The organism is Nonomuraea sp. NPDC003214 (assembly GCF_053590035.1).
The window spans coordinates 222781-248360 of record NZ_JBSFSX010000001.1 but is presented as its reverse complement, the minus strand read 5'-3'; the positions used below and the strand labels follow the sequence as shown (position 1 = coordinate 248360).

Annotated in this window: 28 protein-coding genes; 16 read left to right on the top strand and 12 right to left on the bottom strand. The window is 71.2% G+C overall.

Annotation, left to right across the window (positions count from 1 at the left end; translation table 11 throughout):
* The first annotated feature begins 34 nt into the window (after positions 1–34).
* Both ACWDXC_RS01200 and ACWDXC_RS01195 read left to right on the top strand, forming a co-directional pair.
* The gene (locus ACWDXC_RS01200; protein WP_049561059.1) at positions 35–436 is read left to right on the top strand and encodes a F0F1 ATP synthase subunit epsilon; all 402 of its coding nucleotides are present in this window, start codon (positions 35–37) and stop codon (positions 434–436) included.
* 27 nt (positions 437–463) lie between these two features.
* Entirely contained in the window at positions 464–841 is a 378-nt protein-coding gene (locus ACWDXC_RS01195) for a DUF2550 domain-containing protein (protein ID WP_449976717.1), read from the top strand.
* A 52-nt stretch (positions 842–893) separates the two neighbouring features.
* On the opposite strand, the gene ACWDXC_RS01190 is transcribed toward ACWDXC_RS01195, so the two are convergent.
* Positions 894–1484, bottom strand: coding sequence for a cob(I)yrinic acid a,c-diamide adenosyltransferase (locus ACWDXC_RS01190; RefSeq protein ID WP_449976714.1), 591 nt, complete (start codon positions 1482–1484; stop codon positions 894–896).
* A gap of 127 nt (positions 1485–1611) precedes the next feature.
* Here ACWDXC_RS01190 and ACWDXC_RS01185 point away from each other — a divergent pair, with 127 nt between their 5' ends.
* Genes ACWDXC_RS01185 through ACWDXC_RS01170 form a run of 4 tightly spaced genes read left to right on the top strand, consistent with a single transcriptional unit; the run spans position 1612 to position 5145 of the window.
* Positions 1612–2508 carry an ABC transporter ATP-binding protein gene (locus ACWDXC_RS01185; RefSeq protein ID WP_219505847.1) on the top strand — a complete coding sequence of 299 codons (897 nt, stop codon included), beginning with the start codon at positions 1612–1614 and terminating at the stop codon, positions 2506–2508.
* A gap of 5 nt (positions 2509–2513) precedes the next feature.
* Positions 2514–3614 (top strand): ABC transporter permease, encoded by a 1101-nt coding sequence (locus tag ACWDXC_RS01180; RefSeq protein ID WP_449978142.1) that lies wholly within the window; start codon positions 2514–2516, stop codon positions 3612–3614.
* Complete coding sequence (locus ACWDXC_RS01175; RefSeq protein WP_449976711.1) at positions 3614–4777, top strand: sensor histidine kinase; 1164 nt, start codon at positions 3614–3616, stop codon at positions 4775–4777. The genes ACWDXC_RS01180 and ACWDXC_RS01175 overlap by 1 nt, the downstream gene beginning before the upstream one ends.
* Positions 4778–4827: 50 nt before the next feature.
* Positions 4828–5145 carry an STAS domain-containing protein gene (locus ACWDXC_RS01170; RefSeq protein WP_219505833.1) on the top strand — a complete coding sequence of 106 codons (318 nt, stop codon included), beginning with the start codon at positions 4828–4830 and terminating at the stop codon, positions 5143–5145.
* Between the two features lie 46 nt (positions 5146–5191).
* Here ACWDXC_RS01170 and ACWDXC_RS01165 read toward each other — a convergent pair whose 3' ends face one another.
* The 4 genes from ACWDXC_RS01165 to nucS all read right to left on the bottom strand — a co-directional run bounded on the left by ACWDXC_RS01165 (position 5192) and on the right by nucS (position 9178).
* Positions 5192–6148, bottom strand: coding sequence for a hypothetical protein (locus ACWDXC_RS01165; RefSeq protein ID WP_449976709.1), 957 nt, complete (start codon positions 6146–6148; stop codon positions 5192–5194).
* A gap of 177 nt (positions 6149–6325) precedes the next feature.
* Entirely contained in the window at positions 6326–6868 is a 543-nt protein-coding gene (locus tag ACWDXC_RS01160) for a TetR/AcrR family transcriptional regulator (protein WP_246645039.1), read from the bottom strand.
* Between the two features lie 142 nt (positions 6869–7010).
* The gene (locus ACWDXC_RS01155) at positions 7011–8483 is read right to left on the bottom strand and encodes an aldehyde dehydrogenase family protein (protein WP_449976705.1); all 1473 of its coding nucleotides are present in this window, start codon (positions 8481–8483) and stop codon (positions 7011–7013) included.
* Between the two features lie 32 nt (positions 8484–8515).
* Positions 8516–9178 carry an endonuclease NucS gene (nucS, locus tag ACWDXC_RS01150; RefSeq protein WP_219505826.1) on the bottom strand — a complete coding sequence of 221 codons (663 nt, stop codon included), beginning with the start codon at positions 9176–9178 and terminating at the stop codon, positions 8516–8518.
* A 36-nt stretch (positions 9179–9214) separates the two neighbouring features.
* Here nucS and ACWDXC_RS01145 point away from each other — a divergent pair, with 36 nt between their 5' ends.
* From ACWDXC_RS01145 to ACWDXC_RS01125, 5 genes are all read left to right on the top strand, one after another.
* Entirely contained in the window at positions 9215–10663 is a 1449-nt protein-coding gene (locus tag ACWDXC_RS01145; RefSeq protein ID WP_449976703.1) for a 3-hydroxyacyl-CoA dehydrogenase, read from the top strand.
* Positions 10660–10950: an ATP/GTP-binding protein gene (locus ACWDXC_RS01140; RefSeq protein WP_219505822.1), complete on the top strand. Its 291-nt coding sequence runs from the start codon at positions 10660–10662 to the stop codon at positions 10948–10950. Before ACWDXC_RS01145 ends, ACWDXC_RS01140 begins: the two co-directional genes overlap by 4 nt.
* A gap of 10 nt (positions 10951–10960) precedes the next feature.
* A complete protein-coding gene (locus tag ACWDXC_RS01135; RefSeq protein WP_219505820.1) occupies positions 10961–11665 on the top strand; it encodes an alpha/beta hydrolase in 705 nt (234 codons plus the stop codon).
* A 40-nt stretch (positions 11666–11705) separates the two neighbouring features.
* Complete coding sequence (locus tag ACWDXC_RS01130; protein ID WP_449976699.1) at positions 11706–12464, top strand: SDR family NAD(P)-dependent oxidoreductase; 759 nt, start codon at positions 11706–11708, stop codon at positions 12462–12464.
* A 75-nt stretch (positions 12465–12539) separates the two neighbouring features.
* On the top strand, positions 12540–13334 hold the full coding sequence (locus ACWDXC_RS01125) for an alpha/beta fold hydrolase (protein WP_449976696.1): 795 nt from the start codon (positions 12540–12542) through the stop codon (positions 13332–13334).
* Here the strand turns inward: ACWDXC_RS01125 and ACWDXC_RS01120 are convergent.
* The 3 genes from ACWDXC_RS01120 to mce all read right to left on the bottom strand — a co-directional run bounded on the left by ACWDXC_RS01120 (position 13294) and on the right by mce (position 16442).
* A complete protein-coding gene (locus ACWDXC_RS01120) occupies positions 13294–14403 on the bottom strand; it encodes an AI-2E family transporter (protein ID WP_449976693.1) in 1110 nt (369 codons plus the stop codon). The genes ACWDXC_RS01125 and ACWDXC_RS01120 overlap by 41 nt on opposite strands.
* A 125-nt stretch (positions 14404–14528) precedes the next feature.
* On the bottom strand, positions 14529–15827 hold the full coding sequence (locus ACWDXC_RS01115; RefSeq protein WP_449976690.1) for a DivIVA domain-containing protein: 1299 nt from the start codon (positions 15825–15827) through the stop codon (positions 14529–14531).
* Between the two features lie 192 nt (positions 15828–16019).
* Positions 16020–16442, bottom strand: coding sequence for a methylmalonyl-CoA epimerase (mce, locus tag ACWDXC_RS01110; RefSeq protein ID WP_219505802.1), 423 nt, complete (start codon positions 16440–16442; stop codon positions 16020–16022).
* An 82-nt stretch (positions 16443–16524) separates the two neighbouring features.
* Here mce and ACWDXC_RS01105 point away from each other — a divergent pair, with 82 nt between their 5' ends.
* Complete coding sequence (locus ACWDXC_RS01105) at positions 16525–17724, top strand: acetyl-CoA C-acetyltransferase (protein ID WP_449976687.1); 1200 nt, start codon at positions 16525–16527, stop codon at positions 17722–17724.
* Positions 17725–17853: 129 nt separating this feature from the next.
* On the opposite strand, the gene ACWDXC_RS01100 is transcribed toward ACWDXC_RS01105, so the two are convergent.
* The 3 genes from ACWDXC_RS01100 to ACWDXC_RS01090 form a co-directional block, all read right to left on the bottom strand.
* A complete protein-coding gene (locus tag ACWDXC_RS01100) occupies positions 17854–18006 on the bottom strand; it encodes a hypothetical protein (protein WP_219505799.1) in 153 nt (50 codons plus the stop codon).
* A 144-nt stretch (positions 18007–18150) separates the two neighbouring features.
* Positions 18151–18822 carry a DUF4230 domain-containing protein gene (locus ACWDXC_RS01095; protein WP_219505797.1) on the bottom strand — a complete coding sequence of 224 codons (672 nt, stop codon included), beginning with the start codon at positions 18820–18822 and terminating at the stop codon, positions 18151–18153.
* Between the two features lie 27 nt (positions 18823–18849).
* Positions 18850–20220, bottom strand: coding sequence for a hypothetical protein (locus ACWDXC_RS01090; protein WP_219505795.1), 1371 nt, complete (start codon positions 20218–20220; stop codon positions 18850–18852).
* A gap of 229 nt (positions 20221–20449) precedes the next feature.
* Here ACWDXC_RS01090 and ACWDXC_RS01085 point away from each other — a divergent pair, with 229 nt between their 5' ends.
* The 4 genes from ACWDXC_RS01085 to ACWDXC_RS01070 are packed head-to-tail and all read left to right on the top strand — an operon-like array spanning position 20450 to position 24028.
* Complete coding sequence (locus ACWDXC_RS01085; RefSeq protein WP_219505794.1) at positions 20450–21001, top strand: MarR family winged helix-turn-helix transcriptional regulator; 552 nt, start codon at positions 20450–20452, stop codon at positions 20999–21001.
* Positions 20985–21923 (top strand): tetratricopeptide repeat protein, encoded by a 939-nt coding sequence (locus ACWDXC_RS01080; protein ID WP_219505791.1) that lies wholly within the window; start codon positions 20985–20987, stop codon positions 21921–21923. The genes ACWDXC_RS01085 and ACWDXC_RS01080 overlap by 17 nt, the downstream gene beginning before the upstream one ends.
* A gap of 9 nt (positions 21924–21932) precedes the next feature.
* Positions 21933–22562 (top strand): cytidylate kinase-like family protein, encoded by a 630-nt coding sequence (locus tag ACWDXC_RS01075; protein WP_219505789.1) that lies wholly within the window; start codon positions 21933–21935, stop codon positions 22560–22562.
* Between the two features lie 56 nt (positions 22563–22618).
* Positions 22619–24028 carry an NAD-dependent malic enzyme gene (locus tag ACWDXC_RS01070; RefSeq protein WP_219505787.1) on the top strand — a complete coding sequence of 470 codons (1410 nt, stop codon included), beginning with the start codon at positions 22619–22621 and terminating at the stop codon, positions 24026–24028.
* A gap of 132 nt (positions 24029–24160) precedes the next feature.
* Here ACWDXC_RS01070 and ACWDXC_RS01065 read toward each other — a convergent pair whose 3' ends face one another.
* Positions 24161–25531: an MFS transporter gene (locus tag ACWDXC_RS01065; RefSeq protein ID WP_357591278.1), complete on the bottom strand. Its 1371-nt coding sequence runs from the start codon at positions 25529–25531 to the stop codon at positions 24161–24163.
* Positions 25532–25580 lie beyond the last annotated feature (49 nt).

The window sequence follows — 25580 nt, the reverse complement described above, 5'->3', positions numbered from 1 at the left end:
GGGCCACCACCTGATCGGAAAGGAACCTACACAAGTGGCGAAGCTACGCGTAGGGGTTGTCTCACCCGAGCGTGAGATCTGGTCGGGCGAGGCCGACATGGTGATTGCCAAGACCGTGGACGGCGAGATCGGTATTATGCCGCAACACGCACCCGTGCTCGGCGTCCTCGTCGAGGGCGGCGTGCTGAAGGTGAAGCGGGAGGGCCAGGACGACCTGGTCGCCGCGGTCCACGGCGGTTTCATCTCCGTGGCCGACGACGAGGTCTCCGTGCTCGCCGAGGTGGCCGAGCTCGGTTCCGAGGTCGACGTCGCGGCTGCCCGTGACGCTCTCGACCGGGCCCAGGCCTCGATCGAGGCCAACCAGGAGGACGCTGACGCGGCCATCGAGGCGAAGCGGGCCAGGGCCCGGCTGCGCGCGGCGGGCGAAGAGGTCTGATATTACGAGCGCTAGGGGGCGGCAGGCATGGTCGAGACTTTGGTGATCTGTGCGCTGCTTGCCGCCGCTCTGGCGGTCGTGCGTTACTTCATGCTCGCGCGCCGGGGGAGCGTACCCTGCCGGCTGCGTGTCGGGCAGGGGGTCTGGCAGAGCGGCGTAGCGCGCTACGCCGACGGAGAGCTCCACTGGATTCCGCTCATGGGTGTGCGACTGAGGCCGCGCCACGCGATCGCGAGGCGCGGCCTCGTCGTTTCCCAGCGCAGGGAGATCGACGGCGGCCTGTACGCGGTCGACTGCTCCGGCTCCACCCGTGACCTGTCGCTGGCGATGAGCGCCGACGCGCTGACCGGTTTCCTGGCCTGGCTGGAGTCGGCGCCGCCGAGCGCTTACCTGGACGTCGCCTGATCAGTGGGCCTGATCAGTGGGCCTGATCAGTGGGCCTGATCAGCGGGCCTGATCAGCGGGTGCCGCCGGGCTTCCAGAGGATCTCGTCGCCCGCGTGGGCGATCCGGCACAGGATGAACAGCAGGTCCGACAGCCGGTTGAGGTAGGTGGCGGTCAGCGGGTTCATGTCGTCGTGGGTGTGCAGGGCCGCCCACGTGGTGCGTTCGGCCCGGCGTACGGTGACGCGGGCGATGTGCAGGCTCGCGGTGGCGGGGTCGCCGCCGGGCAGGATGAAGCTGCGCAGCGGTTTGAGCCGGGCGTTGAAGTGGTCGCACTGCTCTTCGAGCCGGTCGATGTAGGACTGCTCGACGCGCAGCGGCGGGAACTCGGGGTCGGCCGTGACCGGGGTGGCGAGGTCGGCGCCGAGGTCGAACAGCTCGTTCTGGACCCGTACCAGCACTTCCACGAGGTCGGCGGGCAGGGTGCCGTGCGCGAGGGCCAGCCCGAGGTGGGCGTTGGCCTCTTCCACGTCCGCGTAGGCGGCCAGTCGCGGATCGGTCTTGGACGTGCGGCTCATGTCGCTGAGCGATGTCGTGCCGTCGTCTCCGGTGCGGGTGTAGATGCGGGAGAGGACGACCGGCTTGTCCTTGTCTGCACGCGTCATGAGCCCAGCGTAATGACAAATGTCATCCGGAACGGACGCGTAGCGCATGCCAGGCTCCTGATTTCAGCACCTACCAGGGCGAACGCCTGTTACGGGACGATTGGTGCATGACGAAGGAGAGAACCTGATGCTCGAGATCAGCGAACTGCGCAAGCGCTTCGCCGCGGCCCCCGGGGCGACCGAGGGCAAGCTCGCCCTGGACGGGATCGGATTCACGGTCCGGCCGGGGGAGATGTTCGGGTTCGTCGGCGCGAACGGCGCCGGCAAGACGACGACGATGCGGATCGTCATGGGGGTCCTGAAGGCCGACTCCGGTTCGGTGAGCTGGCAGGGCAAGCCGCTGGGCTACGGCGAGCGGCAGCGGTTCGGCTACATGCCGGAGGAGCGCGGCCTCTACCAGAAGATGCGCGCCGGCGAGCAGATCGAGTACTTCGGCCAGCTCCACGGCCTGAGCGCGCCGGCGGCCAAGAAGGCCACCGACGACCTGCTGGAGCGGCTGGGCCTGACCGAGCGCAGGAACGACTCGGTGGAGTCGCTGTCGCTGGGCAACCAGCAGCGCGTGCAGCTCGCCGTCGCGCTGGTGCACGACCCCGAGGTGCTGATCCTGGACGAGCCGTTCTCCGGGCTCGACCCGATCGCGGTCGAGACGCTGGCCACGGCCCTTCAGGAGCGCTGCCGCGGCGGCGTCCCCGTCATCTTCTCCAGTCACCAGCTCGAACTGGTCGAGCGGCTGTGCGACTCGGTCGGCATCGTGTCGGCCGGCCGGATGGTGGCCAGCGGCACGGTCGGCGACCTGCGCGCCGCCGAGGGCGGCACGCTGCGGGTCGTGGTGCGCGGCGCGACGCCGGGCTGGGCCGACGGCCTGCCGGGCGAGCTCAGCGTCACCGGCGACCGCCACACCCTGCTCGTCGCCGGCGGCGACGACCAGGAGATCCTGCGCCGCGCCCTCAAGGCCGGGCACGTGGAGCACTTCGGCGTCGAGCAGCCGACCCTCACCGAGATCTTCAAGGAGGCCGTGGCGTGAACGGCATGATGCTGGTGGCCAGGCGCGAGATCGGCACCCAGGTCAGGACGCGGGCCTTCAAGATCAGCCTGCTGATCACCGCGGTGCTGGTCGGCGCGCTGGCCTTCGCCCCCAAGCTGCTCGACCGCCCCGACTCCTACACCGTCGGCACGGTCAACTCCCAGCAGCTCCCGCTGGCGCAGGCGGCGCCGGACGCCACGTTCGAGTGGCGTGCGTTCCCGGACGAGGAGGCCGCCAAGGAGGCGGTGCTCGCCGGAGACGTGGACGCCGCGCTCATCGACGGCGTCAAGGTCATCACCGACGGCGAGATCGAGACCGAGCTCGGCGTGCTCATGCAGAGCACGAACCGGGAGGTCAAGCTGGGCGCGGCCGGGGTGTCGATCCCGCCGCTGCAGATGCAGTCGGTCGGCGCCGACACCCGCTACGAGGCCGCCCGCACCGGGATCGCCGTGGTGCTCGTGCTGGTGCTCTTCATGTTGATCATCGGACAGACCATGATGGTCGCCATGGGCGTGGTCGAGGAGAAGGGCAGCCGGATCGTGGAGATCCTGCTCAGCTCGATCCGGCCGTGGCAGCTCCTCGGCGGCAAGATCATCGGGCTGGGCGTGCTCGGCCTGATCAACCTGGGCACGATCCTCGTGGTCGGCCTCGGCGCCTCGTTCGCCTCCGGCTTCGCCGCCGACTTCCCGCCGGGCATGGCCGGGATCGTGGCGGGCGTGCTGGTCTGGTTCGTGCTGGGCTACGCCTTCTTCGCCACGCTCGCCGCCGCCCTGGCCTCGCTGGTCTCCCGCCAGGAGGAGGTCGGCAACGTGATGTCGCCGCTGACCATGCTCATCATGGCCGCCTACTTCGTGGCCTTCTACGCCACCAGCGACCCGACCGGCACGCTGGCCACGATCGTGTCGTTCGTCCCGCCGTTCTCCTCCATGGTGATGCCGGTGCGGATGGCCGCCACCGAGGTGCCGCTGTGGGAGGTCGGGGCCTCGGCCGCGCTGATGATCGTCGCCGTGCTCGCCACGCTGTCCTTCGGGGCCAAGGTGTACGAGCGGGCCGTGCTGCGGACCGGCGCCCGGGTCAAGCTGGGTGAAGTGCTGCGCGCCAAGTGATGAATCCGATCGATCGGGCACGGCGCCACACGCTGCACATGATGGCCTCCATCGTGGTGATGCTGTGGCTGTTCATCATCGGGCGGCTGTTCCTGCACGCCGAGGACGTCCACTGGCAGCGCGTCGTGCCCGGGCTGATCGCGGTGACGGCGTTCACCTGGTACTACCACCGGGCCGTCTCGGCCGTGCTGCGCGACCGCTACGCCCGGCGGGAGGTCACGATCGCCGGGGTGCTCGCGCTGGTGACCGCGAGCGCCGGCGGCGCCGACCCGATGAGCTGGGGGTTCACGCTGGCGGCCTGGCTGTCGGTGGCGGCGATCGGCGTACGGGTCCGCACCGCCACGGTCATGGCGGTGGGCACGATGGCCGCCGGGGTGCTGCTGGGCCTGGGCAACTACCTGCTGGACCCGGACGTCCTGCTCCTGCGTGACGTGACCGCCGTTCCCGTCGTGGCGTACCTGGTCTTCATCTACGGGCTGCTCTGCGTGGCGTTCCCGTGGACGAACCGGGTGTGGATGTGGATCTGGCAGCTCGCCGTCCAGGCCAGCGAGGGCAAGGAGGCGCACACGCGGCTCGCGCTCGCCGAGGAGCGGCTGCGCTTCTCCCGCGACCTGCACGACCTGGTCGGCCACCAGCTCTCGGCCATCGCGGTCAAGACCGAGCTGGCGGTGCGCCTGGCCGACGCCGACACCGGGGCGGCCAAGGCGGAGATGACCGAGGTCCACGCGCTCACCAGGAAGGCGCTGAAGGAGCTGCGGCAGGCCGTGCGCGGCTACCGCGAGCTTGACTTGGGCGCGGAGCTGAATAGCGTGAAAGGGGTCCTGGAAGCGGCGGGGGTGCGCTGCGAGACGCGCCTGCCCCACCGGGAGCTGCCCGAAGGCGTGGCGCCGGTGTTCGCCTACGTCGTCCGCGAGGCGGTGACCAACGTGCTCAAGCACAGCACGGCCACCTTCTGCGACATCCTCATCCGGTTCACCGACGAGGAGGCGGAGGTGCGGGTCCGCAACGACGGGGCGGCCGGCCGCAGCGGCGACGAGCTGGGCAGCGGCCTTTCGGGGCTGGCCGAGCGGGTGGGCGCCGTGCGGGGCACGCTGACGGCCGGTCCGGTCGACGACGGGCACTTTCTGCTGCGAGCGGTCGTGTCGTTGCCGATTGCTGGGTAGTGGGTAGGTGTCGGGGTTCGCCCCGGCGGACGTTGTTCTGAGGAGGTGGCATGCGCGTCCGGGGCAATCCGAAGGCACAGGTGGTGCGGACCGGTCAGCGGCTCGACGCGGGGACGTCGGCGGGCGTGCGGACGATGCTGCACGAAGCCGTCGACTCCGGCGAGGGCGACCTGATCCTCGACCTCTCCAAGCTGGAGATGATCGACGCCACCGGTCTCGGAGTGCTCGTGGGCACGCATCGGCTCGCGCTGAGCGCGCAACGCCGCCTCGTCCTTCGGGGGGTGCCCCCGCGGATCATGCGGATACTTGCGGTGACCCGGCTGAATCGGGTGCTCCACGTCGAGGTGACGCACGCCGCGGTGGCCTGAGCGACACATATCGGACCGGGTGGCGATCAGCCGCCGCCCGCTCCCTTCAGGTCATGCCCCGCAGCCTGGCCAGCGTGGCCGGCGTCTGGGCGTCCAGCCAGTCGGCGAGCTGCTCGAACGACACGCAGCGCACCTCCTGCCGGGTGCAGACCCGGTCCATCAGCCCGAGCAGCGCCCGCTGGTAGATGCCGCCGTTCCAGCTCGCGAAGTGGTGGCCGATGAACACCGGGGCCCGGTCGGTGCGCAGCGAGCGCTCGACGGCGCGCTCGTAGGCGCGGCCCGCCTGCCGCTCCCAGCGGTCCCGCAGCCGCCGCGGGCCGGGCCTGGCGCCGCTCTGCACCGCGTAGAGGTTGTAGTCCATGGCGAGCACCTGCCGGCCGCCCACGTCGATGCCCGGCAGCGGGAACTGCCACAGGCCCGCCCGCTTGCGCGGCCAGGCCGCCACGCCGGTGCCCGACGCGTCGTAGCGCCACCCGTACGAGCGGAAGGCCCGGAACATCGCCTGCCGGTCACCTTGCAGGCAGGGGGTACGGCCGCCGCGCACGGCCTCGCGGACCCGGAACGGCAGGTCGGGCAGGTGCGTCAGGCCGGAGTTGCGCCGCCAGTCGGTGACGAAGCGGTGGAACTGGCGGATCTCGCTGCGCCAGTCGGCGGCCGACCAGGAGGAGACGCCGCGGCTGCCGCAGAAGTGGCCGTTGAAGTGGGTGCCGATCTCGTGGCCGGCGTTCCAGGCCGCGGTCAGCTCGCGGGCCTGCAGCCGCATCCGGGCGGGCCGCTGGAAGCCGATGTCGGAGCTGCCGCGCCGGTGGCCGGGGGGACGGTAGAGGCGGCGGTGGTCGGAGGGCAGGAGGTAGACGCCGGACAGGAAGAACGTGAGGGTGGCCCGGTTGCGGGCCGCGGCCTCGCGGAAGGCGCGGAACCAGCCGTTGCCCACCCCGGCGCCGTCGAAGGAGATGACCACGAACTGGGGTGGCCGTTCGCCGTCGGCGAGACTGCAGCGCACGCTTTCGCACCAATCGCGCCGGGTGGCCGTCTCCTGGACGGCCTTTTCCCCGGGCGGCTTGCTAGGTGTGCTGATTTGCCGGACTTGTCCGGCGCAGGAGGTGGTCGTCGCTATAAGGAAAATGCCGATAATCCCGCGTATCACTCGGCCATGAAACCACGGTGCGTAATCAAATCATCACGACGCTCCGAGCGACCGGCCGAAGATGTGCACGGCCACGGCCACCAGTTCGTCGATCTCGGGCGGATCCTCTGCCAGGAGCCATTCGATGAGTAGCTCCTGAAGCGCCCCAATTACACCGAGCGCCACCAGGCGCCGATTCGCCACGATGGCCGCCGGGAATTCGGCCGAGGCGTCCTCCACGAGGCGGGCGAAGGAGTCGATGGCGCGCTGCCGGGACGCCGAGAGGATGTCGCCGCTCCGGCGCACCTCGACGTGCATGATGCGGGCCCGGCGCCAGTCGGCAGTAGCGAACTCGATATATGCCCGTATCCCCGCTTTGATCCGCCCGTCGAGTGTGTTAGGCGCATCTTGTAACGCTTTGGCCACGACAGCCAGGCTTTCCTCCACGCACCGCTCGTGGAGGACCTGAAGGAGTTCCTCCTGGCTGCTGAAACATTCATAGAAGGCGCGGTTGGAGATCCGCGCCTCCGAGCACAGCCTTTCGATGGTCGTGACCGTGAAACCTGGTTTCGCGTATAGCGTGTAGGCGGCTGTCATCAGCCGCTCGCGTCTGTCCGCCAGCCTTTGCTCAGCCGACATTCCCCGGTAAGACCGGTTCACATTCCACCCGTCCGCATGATCGTGGCCCCCGAGCACACAATTATGGATGGATGATCGCATTAGGGAAAGAGTATGAAGATTATCTCTTACGTCGGCCGTGCAAGAACGTGACAAGTCTGATCAGCCGCTCAAGCTCTTGCTCGCCTCTGGTGAACGAGGTCAGGTTCATCCCCGGCAGCGCGAACCGCTGACGGGAGACCGCCTTGGGCCGGGCGAACTCGCGCAGCCCGTCGGCGCCGTGGATGCGCCCGAACCCCGAGTCTCCCACCCCGCCGAACGGCAGCGCGGGCACTCCGGCAAACGAGATGACCGAGTTGACGGCCGTCATCCCGGTCCGCATCGCCCGGGCCAGCTCCATCGCCCGCCGCCTGTTGCGCGAGAACACGGTGCCCGCCAGCCCGTACGCCGAGGCGTTGGCCAGCTCCAGCGCCTCGTGCACGTCACGGGTGCGCCGTACGGTGATCGTCGGCCCGAACGTCTCCTCGCGGACGGCGGGGGAGTCCTCCGGCACGTCCGCCACGATCACCGGGTCGACGAACGGCGCCCGCACCGAGTCCGGCCCGCCGGTGACCACCGTGCCCGACTTGGCGGCCTCGTCGATGTGCCGCCTGATGACGTCGAGCTGGCCCGGCATGGTGATCGGCCCGTAGTGCTCGCCCGCCCGGACCGAGGCGGCCCGCTGCGACAGCTCGCGCATGAACGGCTCGTAGACCGCGTCGACCACGTACACCCGCTCGACGCCCACGCACGTCTGCCCGGCGTTGGACATCGCGCCCCACAGGCACGCGTCGGCGGCGGCCTCCAGGTCGGCGTCGGCGTCGACGATGAACGCGTCCTTGCCCCCGCACTCGATCACCACCGGCGTCAGGTTCTCGGCGCAGGCCGCCATGACGCGCTTGGCCGTCGCCGTCGAGCCGGTGAACGCGACCTTCTTGACCCGCGGGTCACGGGCCAGCGCCGCGCCGGTCTCGCCCAGCCCGGTCACCGTCTGGAAGATCGGGTGCTCCGGCACCGCCTCGGCGACCAGCTCCGCCATCCGCACGCCGACGCCCGGCGTGAGCTCGCTCGGCTTGAACACGACAGCGTTGCCCGCCGCGAGCGCGTAGGCGATCGAGCCCATCGGCGTGAAGACCGGATAGTTCCACGGCCCGATCACGCCGACGACGCCCAGCGGCAGATACTCGAGGCTGGCCGCCAGGTTGACGCCGATCATCCCGGTCGCGACGCGCCGCCTGCGCAGCACCTTCTCGGCGTGCCTGGCCGCCCAGTCGAGGTGCGTGATGGCCAGCACGATCTCTAGCGTGGCGTCGCCGACCGGCTTGCCCGTCTCCTCGTGCACCAGGGCGGCCAGCTCCCGCAGGTGGCGGGTGACGACCGCCTTGGCGTCGAGCAGCCGCCGCCGGCGCCCGGCGTGACCCAGCCCGCCCCACCAGGCGGCGGCCGTCTCCGCCCGCGCCACGGCCGCGCTCACCGCCTCGGCGTCCTGGTTGGGATGGCTGCCGACGACCGCGCCGGTGGCCGGGTTGAGCGAGTCGAACGTGAGCGTCGTCATGGCGTCACGATAGACCGGTAAATCAGCACTTACTAGAAGAGCGTGGGGTTCTCCGGCTCGATGCCGCGCAGGGCGTCGTAGTCGAGCGTCACGCAGTCGATGCCGCGGTCGGCCGCCAGCACCCGCGCCTGCGGCTTGATCTCCTGCGCGGCGAACACGCCGCGCACCGGCGACAGCAGCGGATCGCGGTTGAGCAGCTCCAGATAGCGGGTGAGCTGCTCGACACCGTCGATCTCACCGCGGCGCTTGATCTCCACCGCCACCGTGGCGCCGCCGCCGTCACGGCACAGGATGTCGACCGGGCCGATGGCCGTCATGTACTCGCGCCGGATCAGCGAATAGCCCTCGCCCAGCGTGGTGATGTGCTCGGCCAGCAGCTCCTGGAGGTGCGCCTCGACACCGTCCTTGATCAGGCCAGGGTCGACGCCCAGCTCGTGGCTGGAGTCGTGCAGGATCTCCGCCATCGTCAGGACCAGCTTCTCGCCGGTCTTGCCGTGGGTGACGGTCCAGGTGCCGTCGTCCTCCTTGAGCTTGCACGGCGGATTCATCCAGTTGAGCGGCTTGAAGGCGCGGTCGTCGGCGTGAATGGACACGCTGCCGTCAGCCTTGATGAGAACGAGCCTCGGCGCCATCGGCAGGTGTGCCGTGAGCCGTCCGATGTAATCCACGCTGCATCGCGCGATGACCAGCCGCATGACTGGCAACCCTATCGGCTCTGGAAAACTACAGGTATGGCGTTCGAAATGGTGGGAGTGGTCGGGCTCGGCACGATGGGGGCCGGGATCGCGGAGGTGTTCGCACGGGCCGGGCTGCGGGTGATCGGCGTCGAGGCCGACGCCGACGCCCTGGCCAGGGGGCGCGGCCACCTGGAGAGATCGACGCAACGGGCGGTCGACAGAGGCAGGCTCGACGGCCCCGGCCGGGACCGGATCCTCGGCCTGATCACGCTGACCACCTCACGCGAGGACCTGCGTGACGCCGACCTGGTCGTCGAGGCGATCCCGGAGATCCTCGACCACAAGATCGGCCTGTTCCGCGACCTCGACCGGATCTGCAAGCCGCAAACGGTGCTGGCCACCAACACCTCCTCGCTCCCGGTCACCGCGCTGGCCGCCGCCACCGGCAGGCCGGGCCGGGTCGTGGGCATGCACTTCTTCAACCCGGCGCCGGTCATGAAGCTCGTCGAGGTCGTCGGCACCGTCGTGACCGACGACGGGCTGCCCGCCGAGATCGCCGAGCTGGCCGCCCGGCTGGGCAAGACGCCGGTGACCGTCGGCGACCGCGCCGGGTTCGTGGTCAACCGGCTCCTGCTGCCCTACCTCAACCACGCCGCCGTGCTGCTGGAGCAGTGCGTGGCGGGACGCGACGACATCGACGCCGCCATGACGCGCGGCGCCGGGCTGCCGATGGGCCCCTTCCAGCTGCTCGACCTCATCGGGCTCGACACCGCGTACGAGGTGATGGGGGTGCTGTTCGACGAGACCCGCGACCGGCGGCACGCCCCGGCGCCGCTGCTGCGCGAGCTCGTCGCCGCCCGGCTGCTCGGCCGCAAGACCGGGCGCGGCTTCCACGGCGACGAGCCGATGCGCCGCGAGCCCGAGAAGTCGTCGGTCATCACCTTCGGCGTCGACGGGCCCGACCCCGCCGGGATCGGCGAGCGGCTGCGCGCCGCGGGCTTCAAGTCCTCCGACGAGCCCGAGGTGATCCTGCGGGCCGCCGACCGGCCGGTGATCGAGCACGCCGTCCAGCTCCGCGACCCGGCCAAGCTCGTCGGCGTGCGCGTCGTCGGCGACCGCGTCGCCGAGCTCGCCGCCACCATCCTCACCTCGCCGGAGGCCGCCCGCTGCGCCCGCGACCTGATGAAGGTGATCGGGCTGACGCCCGTCGCCTGCCGCGACCGGGCCGGCTTCGTCACCGACGCGCTGCTCTACCCCTATCTCAACGACGCCGTGCGCATGTACGAGTCGGGCTACGCCTCCATCGGCGACATCGACACCGCCATGAAGCTGGGCTGCGGCTACCCGGCGGGGCCGTTCGAGACGCTGGAGACGATCGGCCTGGCCGTGGTGCGCGACGGGCTGCGCGCCCTCTACGCCGAGTACCGCGAGCCCGCCTACGCCCCCGCGCCGCTGCTGGACCAGCTCGTCACCGCCGGCGTGCGCGCCTTCCCCCGGCCATGAGCCCGCGCCGCGCCCGCCGCAAGGAGTCCACCCGGCCGATCGCCTTCCCCAGCGCCACCGACCGGGTGGAGGAGTGGCCCGACGGGGAGTGGAAGGTGCGCGCGCTCAGCGGCGCCTCCTCGGCCAAGAACTACCGCTGTCCCGGCTGCGACCAGGAGATCCGCACCGGCCAGCCGCACCTGGTGACCTGGCCCAACTGGACGGGCGGCGACGAGGAGCGCCGCCACTGGCACACGGTGTGCTGGCGCAAGAGACGTGACCGCGGCCCCGGCCGCAGCCGCTACTGAGAGGAACGACGTGGAGATTCGCGCGGCGAGCGTGCTGCCCGCCCGGCGGGAGCCGATCGAGCTGCACACCGGCGACGGCCTGACCCTGGTCGGCGAGCTGGCCCAGCCCGAGGACCGGCCCCCCGTGGCGACGCTGGTGACGTTGCACCCGCTGCCCACGCACGGCGGGTTCATGGACAGCCACGTGTACAAGAAGGCCGCCAACCGGCTGCCCGCCCTGGCCGGGATGGCGGTGCTGCGCTTCAACACGCGCGGCACCTCGTCCGAGCGCGGCACCTCCCAGGGCGCGTTCGACGGCGGCGAGGGCGAGCGGTTCGACGTGGCCGCGGCGCTGGAGTACGCCGAGTATCACGACCTGCCGCGCGTGTGGGTGGTCGGCTGGTCGTTCGGCAGCGAGCTGGCGCTCAAGTGGGCGCACGACCCGCTGGTGGAGGGCGCGATCCTGCTCTCCCCGCCGCTCCACAGGGCCACCGACGACGACCTCGACGCCTGGGCGGCGTTCGGCCGGCCGCTGGTGGCGCTGGTGCCGGAGTTCGACGACTACCTGCGTCCGGAGGAGGCCAGGCGGCGCTTCGCCCGGGTGCCGCAGGCGGAGGTCGTCGGCGTCGACGGGGCCAAGCACCTGTGGGTGGGCGAGCCGTACGTGCGCGTCGTCCTGAACGAGATCGTCCGGCGCGTCGTGCCGGAGGCGTACCCCCTGCCGACCGAGGTCTGATCGCGCTAGAATCTTGTTCGGTCCCGAGCGAGGAGGCACGATGGGCGCGTTTGCCCTCGACGGTAAGAAGGCCCTGATCACCGGGGCGTCCAAGGGGATCGGCAAGGCCATCGCGCTCGCCTACGCCGAGGCGGGCGCGGACGTGGCGCTGGTCTCACGCAACGCCGAGTCGCTGGCCGAGGTCGCCAAGGAGGTCGAGGCGCACGGCCGGCGAGCCGTCGTCATCCCCGCCGACCTGACCAGCAGGGAGGCGGCCGCCGAGGCCGTCACCCGGGCCGTCGACGGGCTCGGCCACCTCGACGTCGTGGTCAACAACGCGGGCGGCTCCAACTTCCTCGTCGAGTTCAAGGACCTGCGGCTGTCGGGCTGGGACAAGATCATGCGGCTCAACCTCGACTCCGCCATGGCCGTCTGCCACGCCGTCGCGCCCCATCTGCTCGGGCGCGGCAGCGGGTCCGTCATCAACGTCGCCTCCGTCGCCGCGCTCGGCGCCCCCTTCCTGGCCCCGTACGCCGCCGCGAAGGCCGGGCTGGTCGCGCTCACCAAGACGCTCGCGCTCGAATGGGCGCAGGCCGGGGTGCGGGTCAACGCGCTGTGCCCCGGCTGGACCGCCACCGACCTCAACCGCAACCTGTGGGAGGACGAAACCAGCAATCAGGCCACGGTGGCGGGCGTGCCGATGCGGCGCTGGGGGACCCCCGAGGAGATGGCCCAGCCCGCCGTCTTCCTCGCCGCCCCGGCCAGCGCGTACGTGACCGGACAGGTGCTGTTCGTCGACGGTGGCGCGACAGCCGCGTAAACCGGTCAGGTAAATCCGGTATATCGGTCTATCGGGCGGAGTGATTGTCGCGGGGAACGAGGCTACCTTGTGTGAGTGCAGCTCTACACGAGATCAGCCGGGACCGGGCTCCCGGTCGTCCTGCTCCACGCGTTCCCGCTCTCGTCGGCCATGTGGCTGGCGCAACGGGAAGGGCTGGCCGGCTCCTGCCGCGTCATCACCCCCGACCTGCGCGGCTTCGGCGGATCACGCCTCGGCGACGACGAGCCGTCGGTCGAGGTGATGGCCGACGACGTCGCCCGCGTGCTCGACGCCGAAGGCATCGACCGGGCCGTGGTCGGCGGACTGTCGATGGGCGGCTACGTCACGATGGCCTTCTGCCGCCGCCACCCCGACCGGCTGCTCGGCGTCATCCTGGCCAGCACCAAGGCCGGGCCCGACACCGAGCCGGCCCGCGACAACCGCGAGCGCATCGCCCAGGCCGTGCTCGCTGACGGCAACGACGTGCTCGTCACCGACGTGCTGCCCACGCTCATCGGGCCCACCACCCGCCAGCGCAGGGCGATGGTGTTCGGGCGCGTCAAGGGCCTCGTGCAGTCGGCCCCGCCCCAGGCCGTCGCCTGGGCCCAGCGGGCGATGGCCGCCCGGCCCGACTCCTTCGACACGCTCGGCGCGCTCAAGGTGCCGACGCTCGTGCTCGTCGGCGAGGAGGACGAGCTCGCGCCGCTGCCCGAAGGCGAGGCCATGGCCAGGGCCGTGCCCGACAGCCGCGTCGAGGTCATCCCCAAGGCCGGCCACCTGACCGCCGTCGAGCAGCCCGAGGCGTTCAACGCGGCGGTCGAGCGCTTCCTCAGCTCCGAGCTTGCCGCGGGATCACGACCTCGCGAATGATCAGCGCGATCGCCGCCGCCACCGGGATCGCCAGCAACGCGCCCACGATCCCCAGCAGCGCCCCGCCGAACAGCGCGGCGATCACCGTCACCGCCGGCGTCACGTTCACCGACTGCTTCATGATCCGCGGGTAGATCAGATAGTTCTCCACCTGCTGGTAGATCAGGAAGAAGATCGCGCACGCGATGCCGGCGGGCACCGAGCCGAGCAGCGCCACGCTCGTCACCACCACGGCCCCGATCGTGGCGCCCACCAGCGGGATCAGGTCGGTCAGCGCCACGATCAACGACAGCGCCAGCGCGTACTCGACCCCGGCGATCGACAGGAAGATCCACGTGACCACGCCCGCGATCACCGAGATGAGCACGTTGCCCGCCACGTAACCGCCGATCCCCGCGAGAATCTGCTCGCTGATCGCGCTCGTGCGCTCCCGCCGCGACGCCGGCACCAGCTTGAGCAGATACGCCTTGATCGTGTGCAGCGAGCCCAGGAAGTAGAGCATGAGCACCAGCAGCGTCACCGTCGTGAACAGCCCGTCGAGCACCACCAGCCCCGCGCCCACGACCCCGCTCGCCAGCGACGCCGCCAGCGTGCCCGTCACGAACGAGGCGAGCTGCTGCAGGATCTGATAGTCGGCCTCCAGCGCCCGCACCGTCGGATGCGCCCGCAACTCGGCGACATACCCCGGCACCGCCTGGACGAAATCGGACAACTGCTGGCTGACCGGCGGCACCACCGCCAGCCCGAACAGCGTGAACGCCACGATCACCGCCGCGAACACGATCGAGATCGCCCACCGCCTGGCCATCCCGCGCCGCTGCAACGCCTCCACCGCCGGGTTGAGCCCCACCGCGAGGAACATCGCCACGATCACCAGGATGATCGTGCTCAGCGAGCTGACGACCATCTGCGCCAGCCCGATCGCCGTCAGCACCCCCAGCCCGCCCACCAGCCCGAACAGGAACGGCCCCCGGGCCAGCGGCTTGCCCGGCAGCCCGTACGGCGGCGGTGGCGGCGCCGGCGGGCTGTCGTCGGCGGCGGGCTTCGGGGACTCGACGTCAGTCGTCACCGGGCGGGCTCCTGCGGAGGCGGGGGCGTGAACAGAAAGAGAGCCTAGCGACCTTCGCGGTCGCCAGGCTCTCTCCGGCTGCCAGATCAGCCCCCGTGCATGTCGCCCATGTCAGCTCGTCGTGGCTACTCCTGCCACCACTCGGCGTCGTCCTCGGACTTGGTCTCCGCCTTGGCCGTGGCCGGAGCCGGGGCCGGACGCTCCTCGACCGGGTCGGGCGCCGGAGCGGCGATCGCCGGCTTCGGCGGGGCCGCGGTGACCGCGGGCTCCGGCTCCAGGCCCGGCAGGGCCGCGCCGCCCAGGAGCTGACGCAGCTGGGCCAGGTGGCTGGTGATGCTGTCACGCTGCCGGGTCAGCTCGTCGACCTGACGCTGCATCGACGTGCGGGTGCGCTCGGCCTCGTTCTTGGCCTCGGTGACGATCGTCTCGGCGCTGCTCTTGGCCTCGGCGACGATCTGCTCCGAGCTCTTACGGGCGTTGGCGACCAGCTGCTTGGCGTGCAGATCGGCCTCGCGGCGGGTCTGGTCGGCCTGCTGCGTCGCCTTCGTGGCCCGGGACTCCGCCGTCGCGGCGCGCTGCTCGGCCTCCGCGACCAGCTTCTGCGTCGCCGCCTGCGTGGTGGCGTGGCGCTCGGCCTCCTGGCGCTCCGCCTCCTCGCGGCGCGACGCCAGCTGGATCTCGAACTCCGCCTCGTCCTGCGCCCGCTTGGCCTCCGACTCCTCCAGCACGCGCTGTGCCTGCGCGCGCATCTCGTCGGCCTGACGCTTGGCGGTGGTCAGCACCTCGTCACGCTCACGCTTGGTCGAGGCGCGCAGCTGCGCGACCTCCCGCTCCGTGGTCGTGCGCAGCTTGGCGATCTCGCGCTCGGCGTCGGCACGCTTCTCCGCCACCTCGTGGTCGGCGGTCGCGCGCAGCTTGGCGACCTCCCGCTCCGTCGTGGCGGTCAGCTCGTCGGCCTCCCGGCGGGCCGTCGAACGGATCTCCTCGGCATCCCGCTCGGCGCTGGTGCGCATCTCCTCGCTCTCGCGAGTGGCCTGCGCCCGCTTGTCGGCCGCCTCGGCCTCGGCGGCGGCCCGCAGATCGGCGGCCTCCACCTTGGCGGCGGCCTTGATCTCGTTGGCCTCCGCCCTGGCCGCCTGCACGAGCTCGGTGGCCTGCTCCTCGGCCAGCCGCAAGAGCTGCTCGATGCGCGCGCCCAGACCGGAGTAGGTGGGACGCTCCTGCTCCTGGAGCTGGCGCTGGGAGTCGGACAGATCGCGCTGCAGGCCGGAGACCTGCTCGCGGGCCTGCCGCAACTCGGCGTCGAGCTGCTTCAGGTGATCGTGCACCTGGTGCCGGTCATAACCGCGGAGCACGACGTCGAACTCGCGGGCTGGGGCATCCTCGAAGAAGTTGTTGAGCTGGGCGTCGATGTCGGACTGCATGGAGGCTCGATCCTGGGTTGTCGAGACGGCTACACGGGCCGGACGGGGGGTTCGGGGCACCCGAGCCAGGAGCCTGTGCCTCGCGGCAGGCTCCTCGTCCGGTGGAAAGCCAGCGTACTCCGCACTTGCCGCGTGCGAAGCCCCGTCCAGGTTTCTGCGTGACTAGTTACAAATGAACGATTTTTGCGTTAGCTAGGGCCTAGTCGCCTGAACCAACTCCGTGAGCATTCCTCCAACATCCTTGGGGTGCAGGAACGCGATCTGCGACCCCATCGAGCCGTGCCTGGGACGCTCGTCGAGCAACCGGACGCCCCTGTTACCGATCTTACCCATCGCCTCGGCGACGTCCGGAACCCCGAACGCCACGTGGTGCACTCCCTCACCCCGCTTGGCCAGGAATTTCCCGACCGGCGAATCGGGCGAGAGCGGCTCCAGTAGCTGGATGTAGGAGCCCCCGCCCTCGCCGTCGGCGACGTGCAGCATGGCCTCCTTGACGCCCTGCTCCTCGTTGACCTCACGCGCCACGACGGTCAGCTCGAACGTCTCGGCGAACAGCCGGATCTTCTCCTCGAGGTCGTGACAGGCGATCCCGATGTGGTCGATACGCATGAACATGTGTGGCCAACCTCCATAGCGGACACCCGGCGATGCGTGGGTATCGTGTCAAAGAATCCACCGTGCGCACAGGAGGCCCGCCATGTCTGGTTCCGTCATCGTCGCCGGAGCTCGCACCCCTATCGGCAAGCTGCTAGGCGCCCTGTCCGGGCTGTCGGCCGTGGAGCTCGGGGGGATCGCCATCAAGGCGGCCCTGGAGCGCGCCGGGGTGTCGCCGGAGGACGTGGAGTACGTGATCATGGGGCAGGTGCTCCAGGCGGGGGCGGGGCAGATCCCGTCACGCCAGGCGGCGGTCAAGGCGGGCATCCCGATGACCGTGCCGTCCATCACGATCAACAAGGTGTGCCTGTCGGGGCTGGACGCCATCGCGCTGGCCGACCAGCTGATCCGCGCCGGTGAGTTCGACGTGGTCGTGGCCGGTGGCATGGAGTCGATGACCAACGCGCCGCACCTGCTGCCGGGCCTGCGCAAGGGCGTCAAGTACGGGGGTTCGCAGGTCGTCGACTCGATGGCGCACGACGGGCTGTTCTGCGCCTTCGACCAGTGCGCCATGGGGGAGTCGACCGAGCGGCACAACGCCAGGCTCGGCATCGGCCGTGAGGAGCAGGACGAGGTGTCGGCCCGTTCGCACCAGCTCGCCGCCGCGGCCGCCAAGAACGGCGCGTTCGAGTCGGAGATCGTGCCGGTGGAGATCCCGCAGCGGCGGGGCGAGCCGATCGTGGTGAAGGACGACGAGGGCGTGCGTGGCGACACCTCGGTCGAGGCGCTCGCGCGGCTGCGGCCGGCGTTCGCGGCCGACGGGACGATCACCGCCGGGTCGGCGTCGCAGATCTCCGACGGGGCGTGCGCGGTGGTCGTGATGTCCAAGGCCAAGGCCGAGGAGCTGGGGCTGCCGTGGCTGGCGGAGATCGGCAGGCACGGCAACGTCGCCGGGCCGGACGCCTCCCTGCAGTCGCAGCCGGCCAACGCCATCAAGCACGCCCTCTCCAAGCAGGGCCTCACGCCCGGCGACCTGTCGCTGGTGGAGATCAACGAGGCGTTCGCCAGCGTGGTCATCCAGTCGGCGAAGGAGCTCGGCGTGCCGAGGGAGATCGTCAACGTCAACGGCGGCGCGATCGCGCTCGGTCACCCCATCGGGGCGTCGGGGGCCCGCCTGGTGCTGACGCTGGCCCACGAGCTGAGGCGGCGGGGCGGCGGTCTCGGCGCGGCCGGGCTGTGCGGCGGCGGCGGTCAGGGCGACGCGCTGATCATCAACGTGCCCGCACAGGACGTGTCCGAGTAGCGGGGCATCCCTGTAAGTCGTGAGAAAAAGGGGCGCCCCGCTCTCCAACCCAGGAGAGCGGGGCGCGGGTTCAGGGCGGTTGATGCGCCCGGCCGCGAGGGAGGTTGCGGCCGGGCGTTCTTGGGGCGGTCATGACGAGAGCAGGCGGGCGAAGACGGAGCGGTGGCGGCCCTCGCCGCGCTGCTCCTTGACGGCCTGCCGGACCCTGCGGTGCTCGGCGGCGGCCTCGCGCAGCTCACGCGCGTGGTTCTGCATGACTACGTATTCGAACTCGGCGTTCATGGAGAGTGCTCCTTGGTTGGTGTTTCCCTGCACTCTCAAGAATGGTCCTAAGGCCCCGGGCGACACATCGGGCGGATGCCTTATCTGCCCCGGTCCGGGGGCCTAGAGGGTACTTAGGAAGGCGCCGGGCACGGCGGGCACGGCCTAAGGCTCCCCGGCGTAGCTGACGGTGACCTTGGTGAAGCCCAGTGACCTGAGCAGGCCCTCCAGCATGGCGCGGGTGTTGGCGTCGGCGCGGCTGCGCAGGTCGCTGGCCACGGCCGCCTCGGCGATCTTCTTCTCCGCGAGCACGTACAGCTCCCGCTGGTCGCCGGGGGAGGACGACAGGAAGTCCTGGACCCGGTCGATCAGCCCGCGCTGCTGGGCGAAGACGTAGGAGCGGGTGTTGTCCAGGTTGGGCTTCTCCAGCTGGGCGCGCGGCAGGCGCACGTCAGCCCGGGTGCGGTCCTCCGACACGGTGATGGCGTCCTTGGCCAGAGTGGAGAAGTCCACGTAGGCGTCGACGCTGCCCGCCCCCACGAACAGCGTGCGGCTGCCCTTGACGGCGTCCGGGAGGAAGTTGGCGTCCTTCTCCAGGTCCACCACGACCTGGAAGGAGCCGGTCGCGGCCTCGTACCGGCTCATGTCCTTGATGGACTGGAGCAGGGCCGGTCCGGAGCGGTCGATCGCACGCTCGCCGAGCGGGTTGAGCCAGGTCCAGGCCACGCGGCCGGCCACCACGAGCAGGACCGCCAGGACCAGCAGCCCGGCCAGATATCGCCACCTGCGGCGCCGCCGGGGGGTTGGCGCGGGCGGCGCCGTACGGGATGTCGTCATGCTGCTTGACTACCCGAGGAGAGATCATCAGTGCCACCCGTGGGGTGACATCTTCGGTCCCCAGCCGGGAGAGGCGCTCGGGTCGGGGTAGACCGGGTAGACCTGGGGGCTGCTCGCGGTGTCGGGCTCGGTGGCGACCGGGGTGGCCACCTGGACGGACGTGCCGGCCGGGCCGCCGCCGAAGTGGGTGGTCGACAGCTTGCAGGTCTGGAAGTCGCTGAAGAACATCCGCAGCCACTCGCGGCGCTGGTGCTCGTTGAGCCCGGAGAACCAGGCGGCGGCGTACTCGTGCTCCAGCAGCGGGCCGCCGGGCAGCGGCTCGCCGCGCAGCCACGCCATCACGATCTCCCGGTAGCCGTCGGCGGGCCGGCCGTGGCAGCGGGCGGCCAGCGCGTCGAGGTATTCGCGCGCGGCCTCGTCGGCGAAACCGGCCGACAGGTCGGGCAGGTGGATCGGCGCCAGCCCGGACGACGGCGTGAGCGGGTCGTCCAGCGGACGCTGCTCGACGCGGGTGAACGCGGCCGGCGTCTCGGCCAGGCGGGAGGCGATCTCGGTGAACGCCGCCCCCAGCTCGGTCAGCCCGGCGCGCATGCCGGGATGGACGCAGACCGTGATCGGCCACTCCTGGCAGCTGTAGGCGATCTCCTGAGCCGCGGCGGGCTTCGGCTCGGCCAGCACCCGCGCGACGCCGGTGCCCGCGAGCAGCACCGCGAGCAGCGCGAACGCCAGCACCAGCGCCTGCCGGGTCACCAGCGCCGCCCAGCCCAGCAGCAGCGCGCAGGTGACGCCCAGCAGCCAGATGATCTGGTTGAGGAAGATCGTCCCGCTGAGCCCCTGGAACAGGTCGTACGGCTCGCCCGTGCCCGGCGCCAGGCGGTCGGCCCAGCCCTCGCCGTCGGCCAGCCAGGTGAACAGCCCGTAGCAGGCCAGGCCGGCGATCGGCGGCGTGACCGCGTACGGCAGCACCCAGCCGGCCACCCACCCGATCACCGAGTAGAGCGCCAGCCCCGCCATGCCCATGCCGAGGCCCGACAGGCTCAGCCGCCCCGACTGCTCGGTCAGCACCGTCTTGACGGCCAGCACCAGCACGGTCGCGGCGAACGAGCCCAGCACCACCACCAGGATGGCCAGCGGCGCCCGCAGGGCTCGCCAGGTCGTCAGCTGCAGGCCGCGTGACGCCCGGCGCTTGCGCAGCGCCACCCAGGCGGCGAACGCGGCGGCGACGGGCCCGGTCAGCCGGAGCGATCCGATGACCGCCGCCACGATGTTCTCCCAGGCGTCGACGCCAGGGATCAGGACGCTCCACGCCGCGACCAGGCCGAGAGCGAGGAGCACGGCCACCGTGACGGCCGCGCTCTGTCTCAGCTCCTCCCGTGAAACGCCCCCGTGCTCACGCACCCTTGTCCCCGTTGAAGTTCATCAAAGCACCCCCCGTGCCCCGTAGGCGCGGCGAAAGCGGTCAGCCCGGCCGTCCCCACGGCTGATGGACTTGGCTTCCCCGTCACCATTCGATGCGAGAACCATAACTGAGCGTGATGATTGCCGCCCGGATTCTTGGCCAAGCGAAGAATCCGATCGCGCTCCGTAAGCGCACGAACCTGGACGAGCAGCGCGCTACCGTAGCGCTGTGTCGCAGCCCAAGCCCCTCAACCTGCCGTTCGATCCCATCGACCGTGCCGCGGAGTCCTGGCGCGCTCACTTCGGTCCCTCTTCCGCCATGGCCGCCGTCACGTCGATCATGAGAGCGCATCAGATCCTGCTGTCGCAACTTGACTCGCTCCTGAAGCCGTACGACTTGACCTTCGCCAGGTACGAGGCTCTGGTTCTCTTGACCTTCAGCCGGACCGGGGCGCTGCCGCTTTGGAAAATCGGGGAGCGGCTCATGGTCCACCCGACCAGCGTCACGAACACGGTTGACAGGCTCGAAAGGTCCGGCCTGGTCCGCCGCATGCCCAATCCGCGGGACGGCCGTGGTGTGCTCGCCGAGATCACCGAGGCGGGCCGTGACGTCGTGCGGCGCGCCACCGCCGAGCTCATGGGCGCCGACTTCGGCCTGGGCATGTACGGCGAGACCGAACTGCGGCAGATGTTCGAGCAGCTGCGCACGCTGCGGGTGGCGGCGGGTGACTTCTCCGGGCCGGACATGCGGCAAGATGAGGAGCATGGCGGACTTCTCTAGGCCCGGATCGCTCTACGGAGCCGTGGATCTGGGCGCGCGCAAGCAAGCCCTGGAATCGCAGGCCCGGCGGGAGGCGGCGGGTCCCCAGGGGGCCTCGCCGGCCTCGGTCGTGGACGTGACCGAGGAGACGTTCACGAGCGACGTCATCGACCGCTCGATGACCACGCCGGTCGTCCTCGACCTGTGGTCGCCGCGGGCGCCCGGCAGCGCCCAGCTCAGCCCCGTGCTGGAGAAGGTGGTCGGCGACGCCGGCGGCAAGGTGGTCCTGGCCCGGGTCAACGTCGACGCCAGCCCGCAGATCGCGCAGGCGCTGCGCGTGCAGGCGGTGCCGACGGTGCTGGCGATCTTCCAGGGGCAGGCCGTGACCGGCTTCCAGCAGGTGCTGCCCGAGCAGGAGGTGCAGCGCTGGCTCGACGAGCTGATGGGCGCGGTCGAGCAGTTCTACCAGGCCAACCCGGGCGCCCGGCCGCCGGCGGCGGAGCCGGGTGAGGAGGCGCCGCAGGCGCCCCCGGCCGACCCCGACCTGGTGGCCGCCGAGCAGGCCATCGACCAGGGCGACCTCGACGCCGCCGCGGCGGCCTACGAGCGGCTGCTGGCCCGCGCCCCCGGCAACGAGGACGCCAGGATGGGCCTGGCGGGCGTCAGCCTGATCAAGCGGACGGCCGACGCCGACCCGGCCGAGGTGCAGCGCAGGCTGGACGACCCGGCCGACATCGACGCCCAGCTCCTGGCGGCCGACCTGGAGATGCTGTCGGGCTCGGTCGACGAGGCGTTCAACCGGATCATCGCGGTGGTCAAGCGCACGTCCGGCGACGAGCGCGACAAGGCCAGGCGGCATCTGCTGGGCCTGTTCGACGCGCTGCCGGCCGAGGATCCGTCTTTGGCGAAGGCGCGTAGAGCTTTGTCGAGCGCTCTGTTCTAACCTGGAGGTATGCGTGTAGTCACGCTCTCCGCGACCTACGGCACGGCCGGCAGCCACATCGGCCCGGCCGTGGCCGAGCGGCTGGGCGTGCCCTTCGTCGACCGCGCGATCCCCGGCGCCGTGGCCCAGGAGCTGGGCTGCACGCTGGAGGAGGCGCTCGCCCATGACGACCGGGCCGAGCGCGGCCTGGGCAGGCTGCTGTCGGGCGCGATGCGGCTGCCGACGGTCACGTTCGGCGGCGTCGACATGTACGTGCCCGGGGTGCTGCCGCACGCGCCGGAGGAGTTCGTCCGCCACACCGAGCGGGTGCTCACCGAGACCGCCCGCGACCAGGGCGGCGTCTTCCTGGGCCGGGCCGGGGCGGTGGTGCTGGCCGAGCATCCGGGCGCGCTGCACGTGCGGCTCGACGGCCCGATCGAGCGCCGCGTCCGGCAGACCGCCACGCTCGGCGAGCTGACCGAGCGCGAGGCGCGCCGGATCATCGAGGACAACGACCGGGCCCGCACCGCCTACGTGCGCCACTTCTATCGTGCCGACCCCGCCGACCCCCGGCTCTACCACCTGGTCGTCGACAGCACGGCGATCCCGGTGGCGGCCTGTGTCGACCTGATCGTGACAGCCGCGACGGCGCTCGCTTGACCAGTTGCCCCCTACCATGGGAGGACTTCTTGGTCAGGCGCGAAGGAGCGATTGACGTGGCGACCGTCCCGAGTGTGTCGTACTCCATCACCGTGCGGCTCGAGGTGCCGGCCGGCGGCAAGGCCGTCAGCCAGCTCACCCATGCCGTAGAGTCGGCCGGCGGGGTGGTCACCGCCCTCGACGTCACCAACGCGGGCCACGAGAAGCTCCGCATCGACGTCACGTGCGCGGCGCGCGACACCGACCACGCCCAGGCGATCGTCGACCAGCTCGAAGCGGTCGAGGGCGTCGTCATCCACAAGGTCTCCGACCGCACGTTCCTCATGCACCTCGGCGGCAAGATCGAGATGAAGTCGAAGGTGCCGCTGCGCAACCGCGACGAGCTCTCCATGGCCTACACGCCGGGCGTGGCCCGGGTGTCGATGGCGATCGCCCGCAACAAGGAGGACGCCCGCCGCCTGACCATCAAGCGCAACACGGTCGCCGTCGTCACCGACGGCTCGGCCGTGCTGGGGCTGGGCAACATCGGGCCGGAGGCCGCGCTGCCCGTGATGGAGGGCAAGGCGGCGCTGTTCAAGCGGTTCGCCGGGATCGACGCCTGGCCGATCTGCCTTGACACCCAGGACGTCGACGAGATCGTCCGCGCGGTGCAGCTCATCGCGCCGGGCTTCGGCGGCATCAACCTCGAGGACATCGGCGCGCCGCGCTGCTTCGAGGTGGAGCGGCGGCTGCGCGAGCTGCTCGACATCCCGGTCTTCCACGACGACCAGCACGGCACCGCGATCTGCGTGCTCGCCGCGCTGACCAACGCGCTGCGCGTGGTCGACAAGCGGATCGAGGACGTGCGCATCACGATGGCGGGCGCGGGCGCGGCGGGCAACGCCGTGCTGCGGCTGCTGCTGGCCTCGGGCGCCCGCAACGTGATCGTCTGCGACTATCTCGGCGCCGTCCACCAGGGCCGCGACGACCTCGACGACTCGCTGCGCTGGATCGCCGACCACACCAACGCCGAGGGCTACTCGGGCGACCTGCGCGGGGCGGTCAAGGGCGCCGACGTGTTCGTGGGGGTGTCCGCGCCGGGCATCCTGACCGGTGACGACATCGCCACGATGGCGCCGGGCGCCGTGGTGTTCGCGCTGGCCAACCCGGAGCCGGAGGTCTCTCCCGACGACGCCCGCGAGCACGCCGCGGTGGTGGCCACGGGGCGCTCCGACTACCCCAACCAGATCAACAACGTGCTGGCCTTCCCGGGCGTCTTCCGGGGGCTGCTCGACGCGCAGGCGACCGAGGTGACCTCGGAGATGCTGCTGGCCGCCGCCGGCGCGCTGGCCGCCGTGGTCACGCCCGAGGAGCTGGGCCCCAACTACATCATCCCGAGCGTCTTCCACCCGGACGTGGCGAGCGCCGTGGCCGCCGCCGTCCGCGAGTCCGCCGGCGGCCGTGCCCGGGGCTTCACCGAGGCGTGACCGCAGCGGCGGCCCTCGCCGCCGACGCGTTCTCCCCGGTACGGAGTCCGTACCGGGGAGATGTCGTGACGAGGGCCGGTCGCGGGGTTGGCGGGCCGCGTCGGAAGCGGGGGAGAGCCCGTGATGGGGATGTCAGCGGGCCACGCGGATGAACGCGCCCGCCAGGGCGAGGGCGGCGTTGACCAGCACGGCGACGATCACGCCCTGGAGCACGCTGCCCATGGCGGCGGTGACCACGGCGCTCATGACCGGGATGCCCATGGTGATGCCGACCTGCTGGGTCATGGTGGCGAGGCCGGTGGCCAGGCCCTGCTCGGAGTCGGGCAGTCCGGAGGTGGCGGTGACCATGAAGGCCACGATCGCCACCATGTTGCCGATCCCGCCGGCGAAGGTGGCGGCCAGCAGCAGCCAGATCCAGCCGGGCGCGGTGCCGAGCAGGGCGAGCGACGCGGTGGCCGCGGCCTGGAGGGCGAAGCCGGTGGCCAGCGCCTTGCGGAGCCCGACGCGGGCCAGCACGCGCGGGGCGAGCACGCCGCCGACGACGGTGCCGAGCCCGAGCACGCCGAACGCCAAGCCGGTGGCCAGCGCCGAGTAGCCGAGCACCTTCTGCAGGTAGAGCGTCATGAGGAAGACGAGCGAGGTCTCGGTGGCGAAGGCGAGCAGGCCGGCCAGGTTGCCCCATTTGATGCTGGGGCGGGCCAGGACGGCGACCGGCACGAGGGGCGCGACGGCGCGCTTCTCGGCGAACCAGAAGGCGACGAGCAGCACCGCTCCGGCGGCCAGCCCGGCGAGCGCGACCGGGTCGGCGAAGCCGTGCTCGCCGGCGCGGGTGAGGCCGTAGACGAGGGCGAGCAGGCCGCCGGTCACCGTGACGGCGCCGAGCACGTCCATGCGGGGGCGGCGGTCGGGCCGGCTCTCGGCCAGCACGACGGGCGCGGCCACCAGGACGGCCAGGGCGACGGGCACGTTGACGTAGAACGCCCAGCGCCAGCTCAGCAGCTCGGTCAGCAGGCCGCCGAGGATCGCGCCGGAGGTGAACCCGGCCGACATCAGCGCGCCGTTCAGCCCGAGCGCCCTGGCGCGCAGCGGCCCTTCGGGGAAGGACGTGGTGAGCAGCGACAGCCCGGCGGGCGTGACCACGGCGGTGGCGAGCCCCTGGGCGACGCGGGCGGCGAGCAGCATGCCGGGCGAGGTGGCGAGCCCGCCGGCCAGCGACGACAGGCCGAGCAGCGCCATCCCGGCCAGGAAGAGGCGGCGGCGTCCGAACAGGTCGGCGATCCGCCCGAACAGCAGCGTGAACCCGGCGGCGGCCAGCGCGAACGTGGTGGCCACCCACTGCAGGTCGGCGAGGCCGAACCCGAGTCCGGCGCCGATCACCGGGAGCGCCACGTTCAGAATGGAGAAGTCAACAGCGAGCATGAACTGGGAGCCCAGCAGCAGCACGAGGACCAAGCGCTGCCGGGAGCTCATCCGATCGGTCACCCGCTCATCGAGCACAGTCACGTCATCCCCCTTAACGGGTAATCTGTTCCATTAGGATGGCGTGACCTTA

Excerpts from the sequence above, each read along its gene's own strand:
- ACWDXC_RS01195 (WP_449976717.1), top strand. The coding sequence starts at position 464 with ATGGTCGAGACTTTGGTGATCTGTGCGCTGCTTGCCGCCGCTCTGGCG.
- ACWDXC_RS01190 (WP_449976714.1), bottom strand. The coding sequence starts at position 1,484 with ATGACGCGTGCAGACAAGGACAAGCCGGTCGTCCTCTCCCGCATCTAC.
- ACWDXC_RS01185 (WP_219505847.1), top strand. The coding sequence starts at position 1,612 with ATGCTCGAGATCAGCGAACTGCGCAAGCGCTTCGCCGCGGCCCCCGGG.
- ACWDXC_RS01180 (WP_449978142.1), top strand. The coding sequence starts at position 2,514 with ATGATGCTGGTGGCCAGGCGCGAGATCGGCACCCAGGTCAGGACGCGG.
- ACWDXC_RS01175 (WP_449976711.1), top strand. The coding sequence starts at position 3,614 with ATGAATCCGATCGATCGGGCACGGCGCCACACGCTGCACATGATGGCC.
- ACWDXC_RS01170 (WP_219505833.1), top strand. The coding sequence starts at position 4,828 with ATGCGCGTCCGGGGCAATCCGAAGGCACAGGTGGTGCGGACCGGTCAG.
- ACWDXC_RS01160 (WP_246645039.1), bottom strand. The coding sequence starts at position 6,868 with ATGACAGCCGCCTACACGCTATACGCGAAACCAGGTTTCACGGTCACG.
- ACWDXC_RS01155 (WP_449976705.1), bottom strand. The coding sequence starts at position 8,483 with ATGACGACGCTCACGTTCGACTCGCTCAACCCGGCCACCGGCGCGGTC.
- nucS (WP_219505826.1), bottom strand. The coding sequence starts at position 9,178 with ATGCGGCTGGTCATCGCGCGATGCAGCGTGGATTACATCGGACGGCTC.
- ACWDXC_RS01145 (WP_449976703.1), top strand. The coding sequence starts at position 9,215 with ATGGCGTTCGAAATGGTGGGAGTGGTCGGGCTCGGCACGATGGGGGCC.
- ACWDXC_RS01140 (WP_219505822.1), top strand. The coding sequence starts at position 10,660 with ATGAGCCCGCGCCGCGCCCGCCGCAAGGAGTCCACCCGGCCGATCGCC.
- ACWDXC_RS01130 (WP_449976699.1), top strand. The coding sequence starts at position 11,706 with ATGGGCGCGTTTGCCCTCGACGGTAAGAAGGCCCTGATCACCGGGGCG.
- ACWDXC_RS01115 (WP_449976690.1), bottom strand. The coding sequence starts at position 15,827 with ATGCAGTCCGACATCGACGCCCAGCTCAACAACTTCTTCGAGGATGCC.
- mce (WP_219505802.1), bottom strand. The coding sequence starts at position 16,442 with ATGTTCATGCGTATCGACCACATCGGGATCGCCTGTCACGACCTCGAG.
- ACWDXC_RS01105 (WP_449976687.1), top strand. The coding sequence starts at position 16,525 with ATGTCTGGTTCCGTCATCGTCGCCGGAGCTCGCACCCCTATCGGCAAG.
- ACWDXC_RS01100 (WP_219505799.1), bottom strand. The coding sequence starts at position 18,006 with ATGAACGCCGAGTTCGAATACGTAGTCATGCAGAACCACGCGCGTGAG.
- ACWDXC_RS01095 (WP_219505797.1), bottom strand. The coding sequence starts at position 18,822 with ATGACGACATCCCGTACGGCGCCGCCCGCGCCAACCCCCCGGCGGCGC.
- ACWDXC_RS01080 (WP_219505791.1), top strand. The coding sequence starts at position 20,985 with ATGGCGGACTTCTCTAGGCCCGGATCGCTCTACGGAGCCGTGGATCTG.
- ACWDXC_RS01075 (WP_219505789.1), top strand. The coding sequence starts at position 21,933 with ATGCGTGTAGTCACGCTCTCCGCGACCTACGGCACGGCCGGCAGCCAC.